The organism is Cutibacterium modestum (genome assembly GCF_008326345.1).
Taxonomy (GTDB): domain Bacteria; phylum Actinomycetota; class Actinomycetes; order Propionibacteriales; family Propionibacteriaceae; genus Cutibacterium; species Cutibacterium modestum.
Map to the genome: position 1 here is coordinate 519060 of NZ_BJEN01000003.1, position 24162 is coordinate 543221.

Consider the following 24162-nt stretch of genomic DNA (forward strand, 5'->3'; position numbering starts at 1 on the left):
CGCCGGGTGGGGTCTTGGGCCATAGACTCGCCCTCATGGAACAACTCCACGACGTCGTTCTGGTGGTCGACTTTGGCGCGCAGTACGCCCAGCTCATTGCCCGTCGGGTGCGTGAGGCGAATGTTTACTCCGAGATCGTCCCGCACAACATGCCAGTGCGCGACATGCTCGCTAAGGAACCCGCCGCCATCATTCTTTCGGGTGGTCCGGCCTCGGTTTACGCACAGGGCGCTCCGAGCGTCGATCCTGCCCTGTTTAACGCTGGTGTGCCGGTGATGGGCATTTGTTACGGATTTCAGGCGATGGCCCAGGCTCTTGGCGGTCAGGTGGCTCACACCGGAGCATCGGAGTATGGACGCACCAGCCTGTGCATTACATCTTCGGGTCAGCTTTTGTCCCGTATTCCCCACACCATTAGCGTGTGGATGAGCCACGGCGATTCCGTTTCCCGTGCCCCGGAGGGGTTCTCGACGCTGGCCCGCACCGCCGGCGCCCCGGTGGCGGCGTTTGAAGACGTGGAGCGCAAGCTTGTTGGCGTGCAGTGGCACCCTGAAGTGCACCACACGGAGTCCGGGCAGACGGTGCTTGAGCACTTCCTCTTTGACGTTGCCGGATGTCGTCCGGACTGGAAAGCCAGCTCGATCGTTGGCGACCAGATCGCGCAAATTCGCGGTCAGGTTGGTGACCGTCGCGTCATCTGTGGGCTGTCGGGTGGTGTTGATTCCGCTGTCGCCGCGGCTCTGGTGCAGCGTGCTGTGGGTGACCAGCTCACTTGTGTATTCGTCGATCACGGATTGCTGCGTAAGGGGGAGGCCGAGCAGGTCAAGGATGACTTCGTCGCTGCCACGGGCGCTGATTTGGTGGTGGCTGACGAGTCCCAGCGCTTCCTGGACGTCCTCACGGGGATCAGCGACCCTGAGGCCAAGCGCAAGATCATCGGACGCGAGTTCATCCGCACCTTTGAGGACGTTGCCAAGCGTCTCAACGCTGACCAGCCGATCGACTTCCTAGTGCAGGGAACCTTGTATCCGGATGTCGTTGAGTCTGGTGGCGGCGAGGGTGCTGCCAATATCAAGAGCCACCACAACGTTGGTGGGCTCCCCGATGACTTGCAGTTCAGTCTCGTTGAACCGCTGCGCACTCTCTTTAAGGATGAGGTGCGAGCTGTCGGCCTTGAACTTGGCCTTCCCAACGACATCGTCTGGCGTCAGCCTTTCCCCGGCCCGGGGCTGGCCATCCGCATCGTTGGTGAAGTTACTGCAGAGCGTCTGGAGGTGTTACGTACCGCTGATGCCATTGCGCGCGAGGAAATGGGAGCCGCAGGCCTGGACCGTAAGGTATGGCAGTGTCCGGTTGTCCTCCTCAGCGACGTTCACTCGGTGGGCGTGCAGGGCGACGGGCGCACTTATGGTTCGCCCATTGTGCTTCGCCCGGTGACTAGCGAGGACGCCATGACCGCTGACTGGGCGCGTGTTCCTTTTGACGTGCTGGAAAAGATCTCAACCCGTATTACGAATGCCTGCCCGCAGATCAACCGGGTGGTACTTGATATCACGTCTAAGCCACCGGCCACCATCGAGTGGGAGTGAGCCCCGACATGCTGTGAATGTAATGTGGCAGGGCCCGCACCGTCTTCGGTGCGGGCCCTGTCGTCTGGGAGCGTCGGGGTTGACGGGTGTGTTAGTTGAATCCACGGTTACAGCTCTGGGCTCCATTGCAAATAGGTTGCGTCGTTCGCGAGGGCGGTACGGCCACGTTGATGTTTCCGAGCGAGGTTGCAGAGGTCGTTGTAGCCCCGGCCGTCCGGTGTACCCCGGACGGTGCTGGTGGGGTTCCGGGCACCCTCCGATGCGCGCTGTCTTGCGGGAAGGGCGATCGGGGATCATTGCGCAAGCGTGAGCAGTCGTGCAGGTGTGTTTTCTCATGCCGGGGCCAGCGTCTCAGAGCACCATATGCTACGTCGCTGCCTTCTTGATGCATAAGACGGAAGCTGTCGACCATAGTTCGCCCCGCCGAATAGCTAGCGACAACACATCTGTTTCCTGCGTCTACGACCTACGCGACACGTTAAAAGTGTCTGGAGGTAGTTGGGTGGCGAGGTGGGTGCCGATTAGACAGGGATCGTGCTGGTGGCGGCCGTCAATCCTTGTAGGGATCGAATGGAGCGTTGGGGGTGGAACCTTGCGTGCCTTCAGGCTTGCGCGGAGAATGAGTCTTGTTGACCAAGTCCGCAACGACACTCGATCCGCTGCCCTCGTCGGGGATGATTGCCCATAGGACGAGGTAGATGAGTGGTCCAGAACCTGCTATGAGAATGAGGAGGGCTGCGACGATGCGGACGATGGTGGGGTCGAGATCAAGGGAGTTGGCGATGCCCTGACAGACGCCGCCAATGATGCGGCCTTCTTTGGGGCGCGTGAGCTTAGACATGTCATTCCTCCTAAGGGGCGTGCGCGATCGCGGCTATGTCGATTCCCCAACTGGTGGGTTTTCATCCATGATGCCACGCCAAGGCTGTTCTCCAGCCCTGAGATGTCGATCATGGTAATAAAAAAGCCTACGTCCGTCGCGGTCGCTTCTGCCTCCCCGGGCGTGATTGTCCGGTATGAAGGACCGGGCGGTGCAATTCGTAGTGGCAGTGGCGACGCGCATTGGCGTGGTTACCGCGGACTTATTTGGGGGTGCAGGCAGTCCCCAGCGTCCCCCGCTGTCCTTGACGATGACGTCGACCGCTGGGAGGCGGTACACGTGATGCGCAGTGAGACCCCCTCAATGATGAGGCCTCGCTGGAGTGGGCGTAGGTCAGGTGGCTACTATGCCTTCTTTTTGGTGATGATGCCCCAGATCCACAGGACAATGAGGGCGCCAACGATCGAAATGAGCCAGGTCCAGGGGCTCCAGAAGCTACCGAGTGGCTTGTTGAAAATAACGGAACCGAGCCAGCCGCCGAGAACCGCGCCAATAACGCCGAGGAGAAGGGTGACGAGGAAACCGCCGCCCTGTTTACCCGGCATGATGGCCTTAGCGATGGCGCCTGCGATGAGGCCGAGGACAATCCATGCAATAAATCCCATGGATTTATTGTTCATCACGGAAGGCTAGCGCGTCCAGCAGTTACCGCTGAAACTGATGAAAACTCTGTACAAACGGACACATGTGACTATTGTTAACTGTACTTTGGCAAGGGGTTATGTATTTTGTTACGCTGCCGACGGAATTTTAGAAAAACGGTCGCCAAGGCGACAGTAGAGCTTCAGTGAGTTTTGCTACGTGAGAGCGTGACTGCCATTCGTCTAGAGTCAGTTCCACGCAGTTAGCCACGTCGATCTCGAAAATTTCGGCCATTCGTTGGGCGACGGTGGGGTCAGTGATAGCGACGTTTACCTCATAGTTGCCTTGGAGGGATAACCGGTCGAGATTCGCCGTGCCAATCGTCGACCAAATGCCGTCAATAGTGCAGGTCTTCGCGTGGACCATGGCTCCCTGGTAAAGGAATAGGCGCACGCCCTGGTGGAGAAGACGTTCGTAGTAACCCCGGCTCAGCCAGTCGGCGATGATATGGTTCGATTCAGCCGGAATGACGATCCTGACGTCAACCCCGCGGGATGCAGCTTGGTGGAGGGCCGCGATGACATCGTCATCGGGGATGAGGTAACCCTGGGTCATCCAGATCCGTTCACTTGCGCGATCGATGGCCTCTAGGTACATGTTCCGGATGGGATAGACCGCCATTCGGGGGGAGTTGCGATGCACAGCGAAAGGGGTATCCCAATAACGCACGTCGGGGGATGGCAATACGGGTTGGTTGCGTCGGGGGGCCAGAGCTCCCTTGGGACGCTGATTCCACATATCGACAAAGGCATTTTCGAGTTCCCCGACGGCGGGGCCGGTAATACGAGCATGGGTGTCGCGCCAGCGGTCGGCGTAGAGGGCGCCGATGTTGTAACCGCCGATGTAGGCGACTTTGGAATCGACGATGAGGAGCTTGCGGTGGTCTCGCCCCAGATTGCGCAGCGTCGGCATCCATGAGGGGGTGACGAGAGGCTGGGCCCGTACCTGCACCCCCTCGAGTTGCCGAAAGAACCGTGGGCCTACAACGAGGTTGGCGAAGGTGTCCCACATCGCATAAACCTTGACCCCGCGGGCGGCCGCTTCCACGAGTGACTGCCGGAAACGGCGCCCAACATTGTCGTTCTTCCAGATGAAAGTCTCAAGGTAGACGGTGTGTTGAGCTGACTCGACATCGGAGATCATCGCCGCATAAAGATCGCGTCCGAATGTGAAAATCTCGACCTGATGGCCGGACACTTCGAGGGGTTCCACTGGTGCAGTGGGGAAACGGTATGGGCGCCGGCCTCGTCGTTTGATGCCGTTAAAGGCGACTAGTCCTGCCATCGTGGCTATCTGGGCGGCAACCACCCCGCCCGCTGTCCAGTGCAGTGCGCGGCGAACAGTGAATCTTTGGCGAGGGATCCGGGTCATGTGCACAGAGTACCGGGCCCCCGTGCACCGGCTGTGAGGTAATCGGCGTCGGGGACCCGGAATGAATGGGTGTTGTCGTCAAGAATTATACGCTGGGTGCGCTATATCGCCGCAATGCTTACCGCCGCAGTGCGCGGCGGGCCAGCCAGTTGCCTAAGAACTGCGCCAACTGCACGACGATGATGATCGTTACCACTGCGATGGCTGTGACTGCCCAATTGTAACGCTGGTAACCGTAGGTAATGGCGAATTGACCTAGACCGCCGCCACCCAGGGCGCCAGCGATGGCCGTCATATCGACAATCGCAATGAGGATGTAGGTGTAACCGAGAATCAGCGGCCCCAGCGCCTCCCGGGCAACGACGTCAAAAAGGATTCGCCACGGCCCGGCCCCCATAGCACGGGCGGCCTCAATAACACCAGGATCAACGGTGACGAGATTCTGCTCAACAATCCGAGAGATGGCGAAGGTCGCCGCGATGCACAGTGGGAAGGTGGCCGCCCGTACTCCGATCGTGGTGCCGATGACCTTGAGGGTGAGGGGAGCGATAGCCGTCATAAAGATGATAAACGGAATCGGCCTAATGATGTTGACGATGATGTTGAGGATGGTGTGAACGGCCTTGTTGGCCAGTAGACCACCACGCCGGGCGGCATACAACAAGTTTCCTAGCACTAGGCCACAGATTCCTCCAATGACGAGGGTGATAAGGGCCATGAAGAGGGTTTCCCAAATTGACTGAAGATAGATAGGGCGCAAATAGTCGTTCATCAGTGGGCCTCCTCGCCGGTCGTCGAGACGATTGCAGGAACGGCCGGTGCCGCCGAGTCGGATACCTCGTCGAGGATGCGAGCAGCCTGCTCGACAGCCTGAGCCGGACCAGACAAGGCCACGGTGTAATTGCCCAGCGAGCCGTCATGTACCTCAATGACACCACCGTGGACGATCTGGAAGGTCGCCCCAGTGTGGCTTATGCGAGCTAACGCGGTCCCGAAAGAGTCGCTGGCGACCGAACTGACGTCGACGAGTCGGGCATCAGGGTTTTCTGACTGCAACCGTGCCTGCTCCTCCCCGTTAGGGTGCTGGCCGATAATCGTCGCCAGGAAGCGCTGGGTGGTCTCAGACTGTGGGTGAGCAAAGACCTGCCGGGCGCTCCCAGACTCGACGAGATGGCCAGCTTCTAGCACTGAGACCTGCTGGGCGATCGAGCGGACGACCTCCATCTCGTGGGTGATGACGACAACCGTCACCCCAAGTTCTGCATTGACTCGTTTGAGCAACGATAAGACATCGGCCGTCGTTTCTGGATCAAGGGCTGAGGTGGATTCATCAGCCAACAGAATCGACGGTTTCGTTGCGAGAGCTCGCGCGATGCCAACCCGCTGCTTCTGCCCACCCGAGAGCTGGTCTGGGTGGTCCCAGGCTTTGCTCGTCAACCCGACGAAGCTCAGCAACTCGGTGACGCGCTTTTTCTCCTCCACCTTCTTCCAGCGAGCTAGCTTGAGCGGATAGGCAACGTTGTCGTAGATGGTCCTTGACCCGAACAGGTTGAACTGCTGGAAGATCATCCCGATGTCTGCGCGCAGCGGTCGCATCGCCTTGTCCGAGAGCTGGGCGACATCGGTGCCGTCTACCAGGACGCGGCCCCTTGTGGGTGTCTCTAACCCGTTGGTGAGGCGCACCAGAGTGGATTTGCCAGCCCCGGAGTGCCCGATGACGGCTGAGATGGAACCTCTCTTGATAGCCAAGCTCACATCGTCAAGGGCTCGTACTGTGCCGGAGCGGGTACGAAACTCCTTAGTGACGTGATCGAAGACGATGTGGTCAGGACACTGCGGCGCCGAGGAAGGCGCGATGTCTGTTGCCATGTGGAAGGCCTCGCTGGAAATCGGATGTGGGTCACGAGTTTGACTTTTTGATGCTGGTAGTTAGGTCGCTGAGGATTTTGTCCAGATCGGCCTTGGAACGGCCGGAGGCGATCTTGGCGGTGCCACCAGACTGTTTGATAATGGCTTTCTCGACGTCGGGATCGGACCACAGCTTGGCGACCTTCTGGTAGGTCGGGTCGTTCTTGTCAGCGTCCTTGACCGCGATGATGTTGAGGTACGGATCGGCCGTCTTTCCGGTAGCGTCGTCGGTGTAGATAGCCTTGTTGCGGTCCAGTCCGGCATCCGCGGCGAAGTTGTTATTGACGACGGCACCATCGACGCCGTCGAGGGAGGCGGCAGTCTGAGCTGCATCGATCGCCTTAATCTTCACCTTGGACTGGTTGGCGATGACGTCGGCGGGGGTCGATAGCGCCGAGCCGCTGCCACGTAGTTTCACCAGGCCAGCCTTCTGCAACACCAACAGGGCGCGTCCCTGGTTGGTGGCATCGTTCGGGATGGCGATGGTGGCCCCGGCTGGCAGCTGGGAGAGTTGCTGGTACTTCTTCGAGTAGACATTCAGCGGGACGATGTAGGTCGCGCTTAGTGGAGTGATGTTGTCGTGGTTTTTGACGTTGTAATCAGCTAGGAAAAGCAGGTGCTGGAAGGCGTTGAGGTCGACCTGCCCCTGGGACAGCGCCACGTTAGGCTGGGTGTAATCGTTGAAGCTGACAACCTGAATATTGATGCCCTCAGCAGCGGCCTTTTCCTTGATGACGTTCCAGTAATCGTCGGCAGCCTCAGTCGTCCCGATCTTGACGGTCGTCTTGCCAGCGGCAGAGTTTTCTTCCTTGTTCTTGGCTACTGCAACAGTGATGCCCGCGATGATTGCGAGCGCGACGATGATGACTCCAATGATGAGGCCGGTGTGGCGTCCTCCGGGCTTTTCGGGAAGCGCCTCGGGGGTGGACGCCGAAGATGCAGGTGTGCTCATGATAAGTCTCCTGGAAATGTCGCAGATAGGTGTGGCGAACGACTCACCTATCCTGGGGTCGTCCGGGGTGGCATGCCGGTATGCGTCACGACACAGATATGGGTATAGGTCGACCACTGGCTCAAATTCAGTGGGAGAGGTACGGAAGTCCTGCCGGCGGAGATAAACCCGCCGTCAGCAGGTGCCGAGCATTCGCAGGCAGCACGGGCGGCACATCATCATCGAAGCCGCGCGAAGGTCGGCGTCGACGGTGTGGCTGAAGGCCGCAGTCATGGTAGTGCTCCTGGATTAGATAAAGACCTCACTCGAGAGTCTGTCAAGAACGTAGGCGGTAGTCGCGGCATATGTCAACTCTGTGATGACGCTCATCACGTCTGGCAGCGTGGTCGCGTTCAGGTGCGTGCGCATTCACGGCAGCAGACTCAGCGGAGGATCTGGTCGTGTGTACCGGTACACAGGGAGTTTGCCATGTCGTCGATCGTGTACCAGACTCAGCCAACCTGCCAGATTGGCCACGTGACGATCCCGAGCGCCACGCCACTCGCCCTCAGCTCGTGCATGTGATAGCGGCAGTTGTGGCCGTCAAAGCACCACAGTCCAGAGGGTCGCCGTCGATGCAGACGGCGATCGCTGCGCCATAGGACGTGACAGAGAACATGGGTTCCGCCGTGTTTGTGAAACCAAGGCCCGGTGCGTTTTTGCCGTCGGTGCCAGTTATAACACGGGCGTGGCCCATCGGGTCGTAGCGTTGGCCACTATTGCGGCCGGCAATGGGTAAAAGTCCGAGAACCCGAGTCCACTAGCACCACATCCGGGTGAGGACGCAGAGGAGATCCGATTGCCGTTGTGTGTTCATCAACTTGGTCGGCAGGTTCTGGCATGGCCACCTGGCCCATTGTGGGGCGATCCCACCGTTAGGAGCTCCCCTTGAAAAAATCGGTCTGGTTACGCGCCCAGATCTGTTCACCGGGGGTATCTAGCGCCATTCGGGCAGGCCCCATCTGGCGGGTCGCCAACATGTCGGCCACCAGCCAGCACCACTTTGCCTGCACTGCGTCCCCATCCCAGAAGGTAGGAGAATTATGCGCGAGCCCCTCAGCCGATTAGGCCGGGGCATCCAACAATTCAGGTGGGCGTGCTTCCTAGCCTGTCGCGCTAACTCAGGGGATGAAGTTGAGGTACGTCCAGGGCTCTTGAATGCGATTCGCTGTGAACGTTTGAGGCTATGCCCTCTATGCCACGCCGGAGGCAGCTATGGGCCGGTAGGCTGTGAGTCGCCATGACGACACCGAATCTGTTTTCGTTTTTCGAATCGGCCAATGAGAGACGCAGCCCCGTTGAACCCGGGGTCTTGCCGGCCTATGCTCCAGCGAGGGCCGGGACGGCCGCCCCTGCTGACCTGCTGGCCGACCTCAACGAGCCCCAGCGCGAGGCTGTGCTGCACGCCGGATCGCCGGTCCTCGTCGTCGCGGGTGCAGGCTCGGGAAAGACGAGAGTTCTAACGCGACGTATCGCGCATCTGGTGGGGGAGCGGGGCGTTCATCCTGGTTCGATTTTGGCCATTACCTTCACCAATAAGGCGGCGGCTGAGATGAAGGCGCGCGTCGTAGACCTGGTAGGAAATCGCGCTAAACCGATGTGGGTGTCAACCTTCCATTCTGCCGCGGTGAGGATGCTACGCACCGACATTGATCGCCTGGGTATTTCCCGCAATTTCTCAATCTATGACGATACCGATGCCAAAAGACTCGTCACTCTGGTTACCCGCGATCATAATTTGGATCCTAAGAAGTTTCAGCAGCGTGCTATTATGAACTGGATCTCAAATCAAAAAAACGAGCTTATTTCTCCGGATGAAGCGCGCGCGGCTGCAAGTACCGGCAATGACCGCACCAATGGTGAAGTCTACGCCGAATACCAACGTAGACTTCGTGCCGCAAACGCCTTAGATTTCGATGATCTCATCATGTGTACCGTCACTCTGTTGAGGCAGTTCCCTGAGGTTCGCGAACAGTACCGACGCCGTTTTAGGCACGTCCTCGTCGATGAGTACCAGGACACTAACACCGCCCAATATCAGTTCATTCGTGAGCTGTGTGGGGATGACCCGGTCGAATTAGATGACGGTGCTCGCAGTGTCGATCCGCCAGAGCTCATGGTGGTTGGTGACTCGGATCAGTCGATTTACGCATTCCGGGGCGCGACAATCCGAAACATCCTTGACTTCGAGAAGGATTTCCCAGGGGCTAGGACGATTCTGTTGGAGCAGAATTATCGCTCTACTCAGACGATTCTTTCCGCTGCAAATAATCTCATCAAGATGAATCCGAGTCGTCCTGTCAAGAATCTGTGGACCGACCAGGGAGACGGCGACAAGATCGTCGGATATGTCGCCGATACCGAACATGACGAGGCCGCTTGGGTAGCCCGACGGATTGACGAACTCGTCGATGAGGGGCGCACCAGCTACGGACAGGTGGCCGTCTTTTACCGCACCAACGCTCAGTCGAGGGCCTTCGAGGATGTCTTCATCCGCACCGGCCTGCCCTATCGCGTCGTCGGCGGTGTGAGGTTCTATGAGCGCAAAGAAGTCCGGGACGCCGTCAGTTACCTACGCGCCATCGCGAACCCCTCCGATGATGTTTCCCTGCGTCGCATTCTCAATACACCGCGTCGCGGCATTGGGACGCGAGCCGAGGCGGCCGTCGAGATGTTTGCTACAGCTCGCCGGATTAGCTTCTGGGAGGCCCTGAAACGGATCGACGAGATCGACGCTCTGGCAACCAGGTCGGTCAATCAGATCCGAGCCTTCGTTAGTCTCATGGACGACCACATCGCGATGGTGGAGCAGGGGAAACGCGCTGACGAGATCGCCAGCTCGATCCTGAAAGAATCCGGCTACATCGCCGAATTAGAGAACTCCAAGGACCCACAGGATGAGACGAGACTGGAAAACCTCATCGAGCTCGCCTCGGTGGCCCAGGAATTCGTCGCCAGAGTCCATACTGTCGACATTGAGGAGGCTGAGCAGGATACCGTCGAAGACCTTGAGCTGTCTGGCGACGACTCCCTGCCGGCCTTCCTGGAGCAGATCGCTTTGGTGGCCGATTCCGACCAGGTTCCTGCCGACTCTGACGGAGTCGTCACCCTTATGACCCTGCACACTGCAAAAGGTCTGGAATTCGATACGGTCTTCATCACTGGGTTTGAGGACGGTGTCTTCCCTCACATGAGGTCCCTTGCCGACGCCACCGAACTGTCCGAGGAGAGGCGATTGGCCTACGTCGGTATCACTCGCGCCCGCAAACAGCTGTTTTTGTCGCGGGCTTCGGTGCGCACCATGTGGGGCGAGGCCCAGTACAACCCGCCGAGCCGATTCGTTGACGAGATCCCCCCACGCCTCATTGATTGGGAGAGAATCGGTCAGGCCTCGGTGGGATGGTCAACGTCGGCGAGTGACCGCTCTCAATCAGCACGCGGGTCCCTACGCGACGACATTCCGGCTTTTGGTTCTGGGCGAGGGCTAGCAAGCGCGCCCAAAGGACGTGCCCTCGCGCTGTCGGTAGGGGACAAGGTACTTCACTCCACCTTCGGGCTGGGAACCGTCAAGGCCACGTCCGGCAAAAGCGACAACGCGAAGGCTGACGTCGACTTCGGATCGGCTGGGCTCAAAAGGCTGGCGCTGCGATTCGCGCCGTTGGAGAAACTGTGAGGAGATGCTAATCGTCGGCTGCTACGAGCGGCTAGATTGCTCGGCGTCGTAACACCGAGTGGGCAGTGGGCCGTCGAGGTTGTTAACCTGTTCCCGGTGGGCAAACGACCAACCGTTTCCACCCCAACGTGAACATTCTTGTTCGAGGTGGCGGGTTGGCGTCAGCTCCGTCCCCGGCCCGTCTACGGCCGGTTGACTCGCAGAGTGGAGAGATTGTGGACCTGTACGAATACCAAGCCCGCGACCTGTTCGAGAAGCACGGTGTTCCCGTGCTTCGGGGCGTCGTCGCGGAGACTCCCGAGCAGGCGTCCGAGGCCGCAGCGAAGTTGGGTACCCCCGTTGTCGCCGTCAAGGCACAGGTTAAGGTGGGTGGCCGTGGCAAAGCTGGCGGCGTGAAGATCGCCAAGTCCCCTCAGGAGGCAGCCGAGCACGCCAAAGCCATCCTGGGTATGGACATCAAGGGTCACACCGTTCACAAGGTGATGATCGCTGAAGGTGCTGACATTGCTGAGGAGTACTACTTCTCGATCCTGCTTGACCGTGGGGAGCGACGCTACCTGGCGATGTGCTCGCGTGAGGGCGGCATGGACATCGAGACTCTCGCTAAGGAGCGCCCCGAGGCCCTCGCCAAGGTGCCGGTCGATCCGATTGACGGCATTGACGACGCCAAGGCCCGCGAGATCCTCACCCAGGCCGGTTTCCCAGAGAGTGAGCAGGACGCCATCGCCCCGGCTGTCATCAAGTTGTGGGAGACCTACCGTGATGAGGACGCCACCCTCGTTGAGGTCAACCCGATGATCAAGACCGGTGACGGACGCATCCTTGCTATCGACGGCAAGATGACCGTCGACAACAACGCGTCGTTCCGTCAGCCTGACCATGCGGCCTTGGTGGACCGCGCCACCACCGACCCGCTCGAATTGCGTGCCGGTGAGCTCGGTCTCAATTACGTCAAACTTGACGGCAACGTCGGCGTCATCGGAAACGGTGCCGGCCTCGTTATGAGCACCCTCGACTGCGTTGCCTACGCTGGCGAGAACTTCCCGGGATCCCCCGCCCCTGCCAACTTCCTCGATATCGGTGGCGGCGCCTCGGCAGAGATCATGGCCAACGGCCTCGATCTCATCATGAGTGACGAGCAGGTGCATTCCGTGTTCGTCAACGTCTTCGGCGGTATCACCGCCTGTGACCAGGTGGCGCTTGGCATTAAGGGCGCCCTCGAGAAGCTGGGCGACAAAGCCACCAAGCCGCTCGTCGTCCGTCTGGACGGTAACGCTGTGGCCGAAGGCCGCACGATCCTCGAGGAATTCAACCACCCGCTCGTGACCATGGTCCCGACCATGGACGAGGCCGCCAGCAAGGCCGCCGAGCTCGCATCCAAGGAGGCCTGAGACATGGCGATCATTCTCGACCAGAACTCCAAGATCATCGTCCAGGGCATGACCGGTTCGGAGGGCATGAAGCACACTCAGCGCATGCTCGACTCCGGTACCGCCGTCGTCGGTGGCGTCAATCCTCGTAAGGCCGGTACGACCGTCGACTTCAACGGTGGCACTACCGTCCCGGTCTATGGCAGCGTCAAGGAGACCGTCGAGGCCACCGGCGCTAATGTGTCGGTGATCTTTGTCCCGGCGAAGTTCACCAAGTCAGCTGTCATGGAGGCCGTCGAGGCCGAGATGCCATTGGTGGTTTGCATTACCGAGGGCGTACCGGTCAAGGACACTTCGGAGTTCTTCACCGCTGCCCAGCGCTCCGGCAAGACTCGCATCATCGGCCCAAACTGCCCGGGCATCATCAGCCCTGGGAAGTCCAACGCCGGCATTGTCCCGGCCGACATTACTGGCCCCGGTCGCGTGGGCCTGGTCTCGAAGTCGGGCACCCTGACCTACCAGCTCATGTACGAGGTGCGTGACCTGGGTATCTCGACCGCCATCGGCATCGGTGGTGACCCGATCATTGGCACCACCCACATCGATGCCCTACAGGCCTTCCAGGATGATCCGGAGACGGACATCATCGTCATGATTGGTGAGATCGGTGGCGACGCGGAGGAGCGTGCCGCCAAGTACATCTCCGAGCACATCACCAAGCCGGTTGTTGCTTACGTGGCTGGATTCACCGCTCCGGAGGGCAAGACGATGGGCCACGCCGGTGCCATCGTGTCTGGGTCCTCGGGTACTGCGGCGGCCAAGAAGGAAGCTCTTGAGGCTGTCGGCGTCCGCGTCGGCAAGACCCCGACCGAGACCGCTCGGCTGGCTCACGAGGCGATGGATTCCCTCAAGAAGTGACGCCTTAATCGTCTGAACGCAAGAGCCCGGTCCCATGGGGACTGGGCTCTTGCGCTGTGGAGCCTCTGGCGCGGTAACCGAAATAGTTGGTGGTGGACGGTAGGGTTCGCTATACCTTCCTTCCCCGAACTGAACAGGATCCCCACATGGTCAGATCAGGCTCGACATCGACCTCGGCGAGGTTCGTCATCGAGTCCTCCAAGGCCAACGAGCCCCGAGAGCCGCGCTTGCCATGGCCGTGGCCAGTCGTCGTCCTGGTAGCCGCAGCGGCCGCAATCCTGGCACAATGGCTCGCTGTCGCCGGAATCATCGTTCCCGAATGGCTGGCCAATAACGGACGCTCATTTCCTAGCATTCTGACAGCAGCGTCGAGTCTGTGGCTGAGCGGCCATGGGGCGCCTGTTGACATCATTGGGGTGCACATTGGCCTCATTCCGCTCGGTCTCACGTGCGTGAGCCTGCTGCTGGGCGAAGAAGCCTGCCGGTACGGTGCTCGCGTGCTATGGCACCGGCACGACAAAAAACCGACACGTCGACACGTCGGTGAGGCAATAGCTCTCCACACTACGGTCGAGTTGCTAGCGGCCGTCATGATGGCGGCTGGTGTAGCGACCCCCCATTGGCTCACCGCCATGGTTGGGGCATTGCTCATCGGACTGTGTTCAGGGTTCGTCGGGGCATGCCGTGGCGCCCACATCAATCCGTTGAGCCGGTTACCACACTGGGCCCGAGGACTGCCGAGAGCCATCGGGTCAACCGTCGCCGTCTGTCTGGCAGGCGGATCAGCGGCGCTGGCCGTGGCGCTATTGGTTCATGCAAATCGGGTGATTCATCTGCACCAGCAGACGGGTGCCACCGGTTGGGGCGGGTTTTGCCTCATCCTCGTGCAGTTGGCATGGTTGCCGACCATGGCGCTGTGGGGCACCGCATGGACGATGGGTTCAGGTTTCGCCTTTGGTACCGGAACCTTTGTATCCCCACTGGGAACTCACCTCGGCATCCTCCCGGCCCTCCCGGTGCTTGGCGCCCTACCCTCTAACAGTCCGCTGAGCCCGGCTGCCTGCGCGTGGTTTGCCGTACCGGTCGTTGCTGCGATCATCGGTGGAATCCTCGTTATGAGGTCCCTACCGGAAGCCGAATTTGAGATCGGGTCTGGGCTTGGCGCCCTGACTGGTCTGGCATCGGGACTTGTGCTCGGCGTCTTGGGATTGCTCAGTAGTGGAAGCCTGGGGGACGAGCGACTCAGTGAGGTAGGCACGATTATGCCGGCTACCGCTGGGTGCGCCGTCGGCGTCTTGACCTTCGTGACGATGCTGTGCGGTTTCGTCATCGGCTTGTCGCGACGCTTGAGATCAGAAGAGTCGCGTCAAGGACGCGTGGAGCGCCGTCAGGAGCGCAAGACGAACCACGCCGTCAAAGCCGAGAGGAAGGCTCGCAACCGGGCCGCTAAGAAGAAGATAAAAGCTGAGCAGAAGGCCGAGAAAATGGCGGCCGTCAAGCGAGAAGCTGAAGCTAAGCAGGACAAGGGTACCCCCGAGAATGCCACCGCAGAGCCGGTTGACGATAAGGCAATCGGTCACGATATCTACGACTCTATTCAAAACAACCAGGACGCCCTTGACGATGAGGACACCACTGACCGACCTTGAGCTGTTTCGGACCGTCTGTGGTAACAAACCTGTGAGGTGATGCCGCACGCCATGGCGAACGGGTGCATACTTGACTACAAGCACACGTGCTCCGGGGTCGGTGAAAGTCCGAACCGGCGGTGATAGTCCGCGACCCGAGCCGCCTTCGTGGCGGTGAGGTTGAACCGGTGAAATTCCGGTACCGACGGTTACAGTCCGGATGGGAGGTAGCACGGTAAGTGGCTGGCGTCATCGTCAGCCCTGTGTGTCGTTCTTGCGCACCCCCGGAGCCGCAACGGCTCGGGAGGACACATGGACCAGCGGTGGGACGCCGCCATGACGCTCGCCCTGAATATGGCGGGAAAATCACCATGCCCGGATCCGAACCCGCGTGTCGGCTGCGTCATCGTCGCCGATGAGCGGGTGATAGGTCAGGGATGGCATCGCGGAGCGGGAACACCGCACGCTGAAATCGAAGCACTACGCCAGGCTGGCGATGGTGCCAGGGGAGCCACCGCTGTCGTCACCTTGGAGCCGTGCAACCACACCGGACGTACCGGTCCATGCAGCCATGCCCTTCTCGACGCCGGAATTACCCGCGTCGTCATCGCCCAGCCGGATCCTAACCCGGCGGCATCCGGGGGAGAACAGTGGCTGCGTGCCCACGGCGTCGAGGCTGTCACCGGGGTTCTTGGCGAGAAAGCGACGACCCTCAACGCCGACTGGACCTTCAGCCAAATCCACCGGCGCCCCCGCGTGTGCTGGAAGTACGCCGCGAGCCTCGACGGACGCAGCGCTGCCCCCGACGGAACCAGTCAGTGGATTACCGGGAAAGAAGCCCGTCACCAGGTGCAGCTCGGCCGCTCCCGGTGCGGGGCTATTGTCATCGGCACTGGAACCGCCCTGGCTGACGACCCGCGACTCGTCGTTCGCCTTCCCGGAGTGACCCGCCAGCCGTTACGAGTCGTCGTGGGGCTACGAGACCTCCCCGCTGATTGTCATTTGCGCGACGACTCAGCTCCAACCCTGCACATTCGCAGCCACGATCCCGTCGAGGTGCTCGACCAACTGTGGCATCGGGGCATCCACCGGGTGTGGCTAGAGGGCGGACCACGGCTGGCCGGGGCCTTTCTTGCTGCCGACCTGGTCGACGAGGTCATCGCCCATCTAGCTCCGATGGTGTTGGGGGACGGTCGGGCGGCCGTCATCGACCCCACCGTTACCTCCCTGTCCCAAGCGCACCACTTCGTCATCGACGACGTGACCCGATTGGGCCCCGACATTCAGATCCACGCACATCATGAGTGAGGAGACCATGTTCACCGGAATCATCGAGGAAATTGGCGAGGTTCTCGCCATCGAAAGGGGACGGGACTCCGCCCGACTCGCCATCCGCGGACCACTGGTCTGCTCGGACGCTCGGCTTGGGTCGTCTATCGCCGTCAACGGTACCTGCCTGACAATCACCGAGCTTGACGAGGACTTCTTCGGCTGTGACGTCATGGCCGAGACCCTTAACCGGACCGCGCTGGGACACCTAGCCGCGGGTATCAGGGTTAATCTGGAGCGCCCGGTGTCAGTAGGGGATCGACTTGGCGGGCACATCGTCCAGGGCCATGTCGACGGGACTGCCGAGCTCGTCTCCCGCACTCCCGGGGATCACTGGGAGGTATTCCGATTTACCGTCCCCACTATCTTGTCGCGCTACATCACCGAGAAGGGATCAATTGCGATCAACGGCACATCGTTGACGGTCTGCGCGGTGACCCCGGAGTGGTTTGAGGTGAGCCTCATCCCGGCGACCCTCACCGGAACCGTGCTGGGAGCGCTGACGCTCGGTGATGAGGTCAACGTCGAGGTCGACGTCATCGCAAAGTATTTGGAAGCTCTGACGAACAAGGAGAGGTCATGCTGAACACCATCGAGGAAGCCCTGACCGAGCTGCGTGCTGGACGGCCGGTGCTCGTCACTGACGATGCCGATCGGGAGAACGAGGGCGACGCCATCCTGGCCGCAGAACTCGCTGAACCGTGCTGGGTCGGATGGATGGTGCGTCACACCTCCGGCTATTTGTGCGCACCCATGACCGAGGAGAGAGCTGACCAGCTTGGCCTGCCTCTCATGTGGCCGACCAGCCAGGATCCACTGCGTACCCGCTACACCGTTGCCGTCGATGCGGCCCGCGGCATCACCACAGGCATTGACGCCGCCCAGCGTGCCCGCACAGCCCGGGTGCTCGCTGACGCCGCTTCGACGCCGACAGACCTCGTCCGTCCTGGCCACGTGTTGCCTCTTCGGGCCCGAGCTGGGGGAGTGCTGGACAGACGCGGTCACACCGAGGCTGCCGTCGATCTGGCGCGGCTGGCGGGCCTAGAACCGGTCGGTCTCATCGGTGAACTCGTCGGAGATGACGGCATGTGTCTGCGCGCCGATGCCATTGCTGATCTGGCCCGCACCGAGGGCTTGGCCTTCATCACGATCGACCAGCTTGCCCTGTGGCGTCAGACTCATGACCCGCTCTCGGTCGCCCCGATCCAGCGAGTGTTGGCCTTGGCCAGCGCCCAATTGCCAACCCGTTACGGTCAGTTCACGATAACTGGTTACCGAGACAACCTCACTGGGGCCGAGCACGTTCTGCTGACAGGCGAGAAAGGAATAGACGCTGACGACGGTGGTCCGGCCTGGGTGAGGGTGCACTCGGAGTGCCTCACCGGGGATTCCCTGGGGTCACTGCGCTGTGACTGCGGCGATCAGCTGGTGGCCGTCCAGCAACACGTCTGCCGTCATGGCGGGGCAATTATTTTACTGCGCGGCCATGAAGGGCGCGCTACTGGCCTGCTCAACAAGATTGCGGCCTACTGTGCCCAGGATGGCGGTCTAGACACCGTTGACGCCCAGACCGACCTCGGTTTACCCGTCGACGCTCGCGAGTACGGGGCAGCCGTCGCAATCCTGGCCGATATCGGCATCACGAACGTCCGGCTCCTTACGAACAACCCAGCCAAGGCTGAGGCATTGCGCGAGAGGGGACTCGAGGTGACAATGTCTCCGCTCGGGACCCCAGCCCGTCCTGAGGACGAACGGTACCTCCGCACCAAACGTGACCGAATGGGACATGTGCTGACACTCGGCGACGACCTCAGCAAGATCTCCACGCAGCCTCTCACCGGTACCCACGCGACTCCCATTACACCCGCCCCTAGTATCAAAGGAGACCGTTCATGAGTTCACGCACCACCCTCGGCCCCGCAGCCCCCGACCTCAACGGCCTCGACGGCAGCGGTCTCAGGATTGCCGTCGTTGCATCTCAGTGGCACGACACAGTCATGGCTGGGCTACTCGACGGTGCCCTGCGCGGACTGGCTGATTGTGGAGTGCGTGACCCAGCCGTCGTCCGGGTGCCAGGATCCTTCGAACTGCCGGTGGCCTGCGCTTCCCTGGCCGACCACTTTGACGCTCTCGTTGCCCTGGGAGTGGTCATTCGGGGAGGAACCTCGCACTTCGACTATGTCTGCGACGCCGCTACCCGCGGCATCACGGACGTCGCAGTACACACCAAAACCCCTATTGGGTTTGGCCTTCTGACCTGTAACGATGAGGCCCAAGCTCTCGACCGTGCTGGGCTCAAGGGCTCCCACGGGGACAAGGGTTATGTGGCTGCCCAAGCGGCCATAGCCACCCTCACCGCGTTGTCAACTGTCCTCGCGTCACGCCCGTCGTAGACTCAGAGGGCCTAGAGTAGGGTCGTGGCTTTTCGCGTCGTTGTCCTCGTGTCGGGCACCGGAACTCTGTTGCAGTCCCTCATCGACACCCTGCCCGAGCAGGTGAGCGTCGTCGCCGTCGGTTCCGATCAACCCGACGCTGTCGCCTTGCATCGGGCCCAAACAGCCGGCATCCCGACCTTTGCTGAGCCGCTATCGCGCAGTGATGTGCAAACCGCTATGCGCGCGGCTTGGGATGCCCGTCTGACTGATGACGTCGCTCGCTACGACCCTGACTTGGTCGTCTGTGCCGGGTTCATGAAGTTGCTCGGACAAGCCTTCTTGGATCGGTTTGGCGGACGCACCATTAACTCCCACCCAGCCTTGCTGCCGTCCTTTCCCGGAATCCATGGTCCCCGTGATGCTTTGGAATACGGGGTCAAAATTACCGGGGCTACCGTTTTCATGGTTGACGCCGGAGTCGACACCGGCCGAATCCTCGCCCAGCGGGCTGTGCCTGTCTTAGCCGACGACACCGTCGAGTCGCTTCACGAACGCATCAAGGTGGAGGAACGTGAGATGCTCGTCGAGGTTGTTACAGAACTTGCCGGGGTTCGTCCCGGCATAAAAGAACTCGACACCGAATCGTCCCGGAAGGATCCCCAGTGAGCGAACGTCAACCCATCCGTCGCGCCCTCGTTTCCGTCTACGACAAGTCCGGTCTTGACCGGTTGGCTACGGCCCTCATCGACGCTCAGGTCGAGGTGGTCTCGACGGGGACGACCGCCAAAGAGTTGGCATCTCACGGAGTGACGGTGACGGAGGTGAGTGAGGTGACGGGGTTCCCGGAGTGCCTTGACGGACGCGTCAAGACTCTGCACCCGAAGGTGCACGCCGGGATCCTCGCTGACCGTCGCCTGGAATCTCATCGCGACCAGCTGGCTGCTTTAGAGGTGAAGCCCTTTGATCTCGTCGTGTGTAATCTTTATCCCTTCTCGGAGACCGTGGCACGCGGGGGAGATTTCGACGAGTGCATCGAGAAGATTGATATTGGCGGTCCTTCGATGGTGCGGGCAGCCGCTAAGAACCACGCCAGCGTCGCTGTCCTGACGAACCCGGACCAGTACGAGGACCTTGCTCGCGCTCTGTCCGAGGGTGGGTACACCACTGAGGAGCGCCGCATCCTGGCCGCCCGCGCCTTCGCCCACACAGCTGCCTATGACGTTGCTGTGGCCACTTGGTTTGCCGCCCGCGACGGTGTCTGCGTCGACGGGGTGCCGAGCTTCGTCGGTATGACTGGCGAGCTCATTCACCCGCTGCGCTATGGCGAGAACTCCCACCAAGCGGCTGCAGTATATCAGAGCCCTGGAGAACCTGGTCTGGCCGGTGCTCGTCAGCTCCACGGCAAGGCCATGAGTTATAACAACTACGTCGACACCAACTCGGCCCGTCGTGCCGCTTTTGACTTCGCCGAGCCGTGTGTTGCCGTCATTAAGCACTCCAATCCGTGCGGCATTGCCATCGGCTCCGACATCGCCGAAGCCCATCGCAAGGCTCACGCCTGTGACTCCCTGAGCGCTTTCGGCGGTGTCATCGCCACCAACCGACCAGTCAGCGTCACGATGGCCGAACAAGTCGCTGAAATCTTCACCGAGGTTGTCGTCGCTCCCGGTTACGAGGACGGCGCCGTCGAGATTCTGTCTCGTAAGAAGAACATCCGTCTGCTGGAGGCCCCGGCCCCGAAGGCGGCTGGCTGGGAACTGCGCCAGATTGACGGTGGCCTGCTGGCTATGGAGGCCGATGTCTTTCAAGCTGAGGGTGATGACCCAACCCAATGGACCCTGGCCGCCGGCGACCCCGTTGACGATGCCACCTTGGCCGACCTCCTCTTCGCGTGGAAAGCGTGCCGTTCGGTGAAGTCTAACGCTATCCTGCTGGCCCACGACGGCGCCTCAGTTGGCGTTGGTATGGGCCAGGTCAACCGCGTCGATTCCTGCCGTCTTGCGGTGGAGCGGGCTGGAGGCCGAGCTGCCGGATCGGTGGCTGCCTCTGACGCCTTCTTCCCCTTCGCCGACGGTCCTCAGGTGCTCCTTGACGCCAAAGTTAAGGCGATCGTTGAGCCGGGCGGATCGATCCGCGATGATGAGACCATTGAGGCCTGCCGTAAGGCTGGGATTGCCCTTTACCTCACCGGGACCAGGCACTTCTTCCACTGATTCCACGCTCCTGGTAGGGGATTTCTGGAGTGGGATCCGTGGAGCGCATCAGAGGGCCCGAGCCTTGTGCGGTTCGGGCCCTCTGACAATTCTTCACGAGGTGTCAGTCAAGCTCGGCGATGTAGTCCCACAGAGCGATGACATGCTCGCCGTCAGGGGCCCATCGAACCATGCCCTCGCCCGCAGAGGCGATAGTGTGGGTCGTAAAAGTTACCTTCTGACCTTTGCTGATCTTGGCCGGGATCGTGGATCCCGTGACCGGCTGAGCCCAGTGATATTCACCGGTCTCGTCTTGGACGTTGAACTGTTTAACCGACAGTGGGACCGTCCCGGTCGCCTCGGAGACCATCACTGTCCAGGTGAGATCTGCTTCCTCGGCGCCGACCTTGGTCCCAGGAGGAGCCATCGGACCGTTGATGTTCATCACTACAGAGTTGCCGCGATCAAGGTTTACCTTGACCTTGACCCCCTGGTAGGAGAGGGCCGGCTTCTGGAGGGTTCCGACGACGGTTGCGGGGGCGCTCTGCGAGGGCAACCAAGAGGGTATCGATTGGGCAGCGAGCTGCTCAGCAGGATCGCCAACCTTGGCCGAGGCTGACGGTGTGGATGAGGCAGTGCCTTGGGAGGATGCGGAACATCCCGAGACCAGGGTGACCCCAGCGCACATACCAACGACGGCAGCCTTGCGGAGGCTCGTGGCGAGTGTGAGGCTGTTCATTCCTTACCTCTTCAGTGGCGGTTGCGACGGATGGCCCAGGCCGAGACAGCGACGCCGACGACGATCAGACCGGCAGCGCCCGATTCTGTGGCAGCAGGGTCGGAAACTTTGTCACTACCAGTACGCGGCAAACTGGCGTGCGATCCGTTACCAGGGGCATCGGGTGCAGTGCTCGTGGTAGTGGTGGCAGTGGGAGCTGCCGGCACGGAGGCATTGCTCGACGGAACCACTGACGCAGTTTCAGAGGGGGCTACCGATGAGGTTGACGACGGTGGAGTGCTCGGAATGGTCGAGGGGGCCGGGTCGGCCGGAAGGTTGTTGAAAACATCCGTTCCGAAGGTTCCCAGGCCGGCCTGGGCGGCGAAGCCGAGATGGCCGGCCCCATCGAGACCGGTGGATACAGTGCCGGCTTCAAGCTGACGAGTGTCCTTGCCCTTGGAAACCTCGAAGAGATCCTCCATGGTGCGCAGCCACGAGAAGTGGTTGTAGTAAGTGTTTGAGATGGTCCCCGGCTTGATGTACGGGGAGATGAGAACCGAGCCGGTGGCCCCGCCTCCCGGGGTGGCGTCCTGGGCGTTAAAGGTAGCCAGAGGGGACTGATCATCGGCTAGGTGACCGGGAATTCCAGTCGCCGACAGGGTCACTGACGTGACGTTAGCGGTGGTGTTGAGCGGCTTGTCATGGGCATCGACGATGGTGAAGGAAGAACTCGTCACCGCGTCTTTCGGATCAGTGATCATCTTCGGTCCTTGGCTAGTGACCTTACCGACGTAGGCGCCCGCAGGAATGCCCTCACCGCTGACCTTGCGACCGAGATCGGTGACAGTGATCTTACCGATTAGTTTAGACGTACCAGCGGTGTTGGTGACGCCGATCGTCTTGGCCTTAGAATAGCCCCAGCCAGCGCCGGTGTTTTTAGCCCCATGCACGCAGTTGGACTTGTCGGCGTTGACCAGGTCGGTGTCCTGTGTGCAGGAGGGCGGGCGGGTGATGTAGCCGTTATTACCAGGCCCAGGGAATAGCTGGTTGCCATGCTCGTCGGTATCGAGGGTTGAATTCGGGCCAGTTGGCTCCCAGTCGACGTCTTTGCCGTTGATGTTCTGGCCAGCAAGGTCGGCCTTGATGTAGTTCTTCGACATCGTAGACGGCTTCGGGAAGGTGTTGGCCGCGTACTTCTTGTACCCCTCGTCGAGATTCTTGATGGTCTGTGAGGAGTAGTTGTACAACTCATCTTTGCGAGCGACATTAGCGACGTCTGACTCGTCGGTCGCGTTATTGAACGACATGTCGGTGAATGGTGGGTTGGCTTCGTCAAAGGTGACGTCGATGAGGCCGCCGTCCTTAAAGGCTGCTGACTTTTCAATGAGTGGGATGTAGTAGCGCAGCCACAGGTCGGCGGCGTAGAGACCACCGGTGTGGTTTTTCGGCGGGGTGGTTAGCGGCTTGGAGTAGTCGGGTTTGCCGACAGTGTCGAACAGGCCAGACAGGTTGTTGCCCTTACAGATGGCGTCGTGGGCGTCGGAACAGTTGTTCGGCGTGATCCAGTTGAAGGACGGTACCTGATCGGCGGGCTTGGCTAAATCGGCGAGAAGTCCGTGCGACGGGTCGTCGGCGTTCGCAATGTGTTTAGAGTCTGACGGGGTGCCACCGTCGACCGGCTTGGTTAGGGAGTCTTTGCCGGTGCCGTCATTACCGACAATCGAGTGGAACCACGGGAAAGGGAAATGCTTGGCGACGTACTGGTCGTCAGGCTGCGCCCCGGTGAAAGAGGTGATGCCCCTGGCCTTGTCCTCCCTGGTTGGCTTCATAGCTTTAGGGTTCTTATCCGGGGTGTTCTCCCGGGTGCCCGGGGAACCAGCTAGGCCGTCCTCGCGGCCGGGATGGTTGCGCAAATCCTGGGCATATCCCTTCCAGGTGACCCCAGCGGCATCGAACTGGTTAAAGAGGGTAGGAATATCCTTAGGGTAGGTACAGCCATTCTTACCGTCGTTGGCGTTTGGGCCGGCGAGGGAAAGGACTTGGCCGTAATTGTCGTCACGACCGAACTGCGGGCCAGCGTGACGGTCAATGATAGAAGAGTTCGAGCCGAAGTTAGTATTTGCGACGTCACAGTCGGACTGGAGGTCCATTTCAGCGGACTGTCCGGAAACCATCGAGGTGTAATTGTCCTGAGAGTAGTGGCCGGTGCCGAAGTAGTGGGGTAGCAGAGCGCCCTGCTTTGGTAGCTCTTTCCACAGGTAGGAGTTCTGGTTGAGTCCCGAAAACGTAGCGTCGTAGGATTTATTTTCCAAAATGATGAGCCAGACGTGCTTGATCTTGCCGCTGGCAGTATTCGTCGAGCTGACGGTGGTGTGTTTCTTCGGGATGCTGGACGCGTCAAAGGTGGGCTTGCTGTTGGGCTGAGCATGGCTTACGAGGGGTGCGGCGAACCCACAAACAGCCATGCCGGCGGCAACTGACGCGCTCACCAAACGGGTAAGGCGAGGATGCGATGTGTGCATGACACTGGTCTACCGATGGCAGTCGGAGGCTGGGAGAGTAGCTGGTTAATGGTATG

The 24162-nt window shown here is 60.6% G+C and carries 19 protein-coding genes and 1 riboswitch; of the genes, 11 read left to right on the forward strand and 8 right to left on the reverse strand.

The window, feature by feature from the left end:
* Nucleotides 1-35 precede the first annotated feature (35 nt).
* A complete protein-coding gene (guaA, locus tag F1563_RS10865) occupies nt 36-1589 on the forward strand; it encodes a glutamine-hydrolyzing GMP synthase (protein WP_002528661.1) in 1554 nt (517 codons plus the stop codon).
* Nucleotides 1590-2139: 550 nt separating this feature from the next.
* Here the strand turns inward: guaA and F1563_RS10870 are convergent.
* From F1563_RS10870 to F1563_RS10895, 6 genes are all read right to left on the reverse strand, one after another.
* Nucleotides 2140-2430, reverse strand: a complete 291-nt coding sequence (locus F1563_RS10870; protein WP_002528660.1) for a PspC domain-containing protein — start codon at nt 2428-2430, stop codon at nt 2140-2142.
* 383 nt (nt 2431-2813) lie between these two features.
* Nucleotides 2814-3089, reverse strand: coding sequence for a GlsB/YeaQ/YmgE family stress response membrane protein (locus tag F1563_RS10875; RefSeq protein WP_002528659.1), 276 nt, complete (start codon nt 3087-3089; stop codon nt 2814-2816).
* 130 nt (nt 3090-3219) lie between these two features.
* Complete coding sequence (locus F1563_RS10880) at nt 3220-4482, reverse strand: phospholipase D-like domain-containing protein (RefSeq protein WP_002528658.1); 1263 nt, start codon at nt 4480-4482, stop codon at nt 3220-3222.
* 118 nt (nt 4483-4600) lie between these two features.
* Nucleotides 4601-5254: a methionine ABC transporter permease gene (locus F1563_RS10885; RefSeq protein ID WP_002528657.1), complete on the reverse strand. Its 654-nt coding sequence runs from the start codon at nt 5252-5254 to the stop codon at nt 4601-4603.
* On the reverse strand, nt 5254-6351 hold the full coding sequence (locus F1563_RS10890; RefSeq protein WP_002528656.1) for a methionine ABC transporter ATP-binding protein: 1098 nt from the start codon (nt 6349-6351) through the stop codon (nt 5254-5256). The genes F1563_RS10885 and F1563_RS10890 overlap by 1 nt, the downstream gene beginning before the upstream one ends.
* A 31-nt stretch (nt 6352-6382) precedes the next feature.
* Nucleotides 6383-7342 carry a MetQ/NlpA family ABC transporter substrate-binding protein gene (locus F1563_RS10895; protein WP_002528655.1) on the reverse strand — a complete coding sequence of 320 codons (960 nt, stop codon included), beginning with the start codon at nt 7340-7342 and terminating at the stop codon, nt 6383-6385.
* 1279 nt (nt 7343-8621) lie between these two features.
* On the opposite strand from F1563_RS10895, the gene pcrA reads away from it, so the two are divergent.
* The 10 genes from pcrA (at nt 8622) to purH (ending at nt 20887) form a co-directional block, all read left to right on the forward strand.
* Complete coding sequence (gene pcrA / locus F1563_RS10900; RefSeq protein ID WP_002528651.1) at nt 8622-11054, forward strand: DNA helicase PcrA; 2433 nt, start codon at nt 8622-8624, stop codon at nt 11052-11054.
* A gap of 215 nt (nt 11055-11269) precedes the next feature.
* Entirely contained in the window at nt 11270-12445 is a 1176-nt protein-coding gene (sucC, locus tag F1563_RS10905; protein WP_002533877.1) for an ADP-forming succinate--CoA ligase subunit beta, read from the forward strand.
* A gap of 3 nt (nt 12446-12448) precedes the next feature.
* The gene (gene sucD / locus F1563_RS10910) at nt 12449-13342 is read left to right on the forward strand and encodes a succinate--CoA ligase subunit alpha (protein WP_002528649.1); all 894 of its coding nucleotides are present in this window, start codon (nt 12449-12451) and stop codon (nt 13340-13342) included.
* A 146-nt stretch (nt 13343-13488) separates the two neighbouring features.
* Entirely contained in the window at nt 13489-14991 is a 1503-nt protein-coding gene (locus tag F1563_RS10915; RefSeq protein ID WP_002528648.1) for a cell division protein PerM, read from the forward strand.
* 82 nt (nt 14992-15073) lie between these two features.
* Nucleotides 15074-15208: riboswitch (FMN riboswitch) on the forward strand.
* A gap of 74 nt (nt 15209-15282) precedes the next feature.
* Complete coding sequence (gene ribD / locus F1563_RS10920; protein ID WP_002528647.1) at nt 15283-16278, forward strand: bifunctional diaminohydroxyphosphoribosylaminopyrimidine deaminase/5-amino-6-(5-phosphoribosylamino)uracil reductase RibD; 996 nt, start codon at nt 15283-15285, stop codon at nt 16276-16278.
* Nucleotides 16271-16885 (forward strand): riboflavin synthase, encoded by a 615-nt coding sequence (locus F1563_RS10925; protein WP_002528646.1) that lies wholly within the window; start codon nt 16271-16273, stop codon nt 16883-16885. Before ribD ends, F1563_RS10925 begins: the two co-directional genes overlap by 8 nt.
* Nucleotides 16879-18195 carry a 3,4-dihydroxy-2-butanone-4-phosphate synthase gene (gene ribB / locus F1563_RS10930; protein WP_002528645.1) on the forward strand — a complete coding sequence of 439 codons (1317 nt, stop codon included), beginning with the start codon at nt 16879-16881 and terminating at the stop codon, nt 18193-18195. Before F1563_RS10925 ends, ribB begins: the two co-directional genes overlap by 7 nt.
* Nucleotides 18192-18692, forward strand: a complete 501-nt coding sequence (gene ribH, locus F1563_RS10935; protein ID WP_002528644.1) for a 6,7-dimethyl-8-ribityllumazine synthase — start codon at nt 18192-18194, stop codon at nt 18690-18692. The genes ribB and ribH overlap by 4 nt, the downstream gene beginning before the upstream one ends.
* 24 nt (nt 18693-18716) lie before the next feature.
* The gene (gene purN / locus F1563_RS10940) at nt 18717-19340 is read left to right on the forward strand and encodes a phosphoribosylglycinamide formyltransferase (RefSeq protein ID WP_002528643.1); all 624 of its coding nucleotides are present in this window, start codon (nt 18717-18719) and stop codon (nt 19338-19340) included.
* The gene (purH, locus tag F1563_RS10945; RefSeq protein WP_002528642.1) at nt 19337-20887 is read left to right on the forward strand and encodes a bifunctional phosphoribosylaminoimidazolecarboxamide formyltransferase/IMP cyclohydrolase; all 1551 of its coding nucleotides are present in this window, start codon (nt 19337-19339) and stop codon (nt 20885-20887) included. The genes purN and purH overlap by 4 nt, the downstream gene beginning before the upstream one ends.
* 103 nt (nt 20888-20990) lie before the next feature.
* Here the strand turns inward: purH and F1563_RS13720 are convergent, their stop codons facing one another.
* Complete coding sequence (locus F1563_RS13720) at nt 20991-21311, reverse strand: hypothetical protein (RefSeq protein ID WP_172623703.1); 321 nt, start codon at nt 21309-21311, stop codon at nt 20991-20993.
* A 305-nt stretch (nt 21312-21616) separates the two neighbouring features.
* On the reverse strand, nt 21617-24106 hold the full coding sequence (locus tag F1563_RS10955) for an alkaline phosphatase family protein (RefSeq protein ID WP_036974308.1): 2490 nt from the start codon (nt 24104-24106) through the stop codon (nt 21617-21619).
* Nucleotides 24107-24162 lie beyond the last annotated feature (56 nt).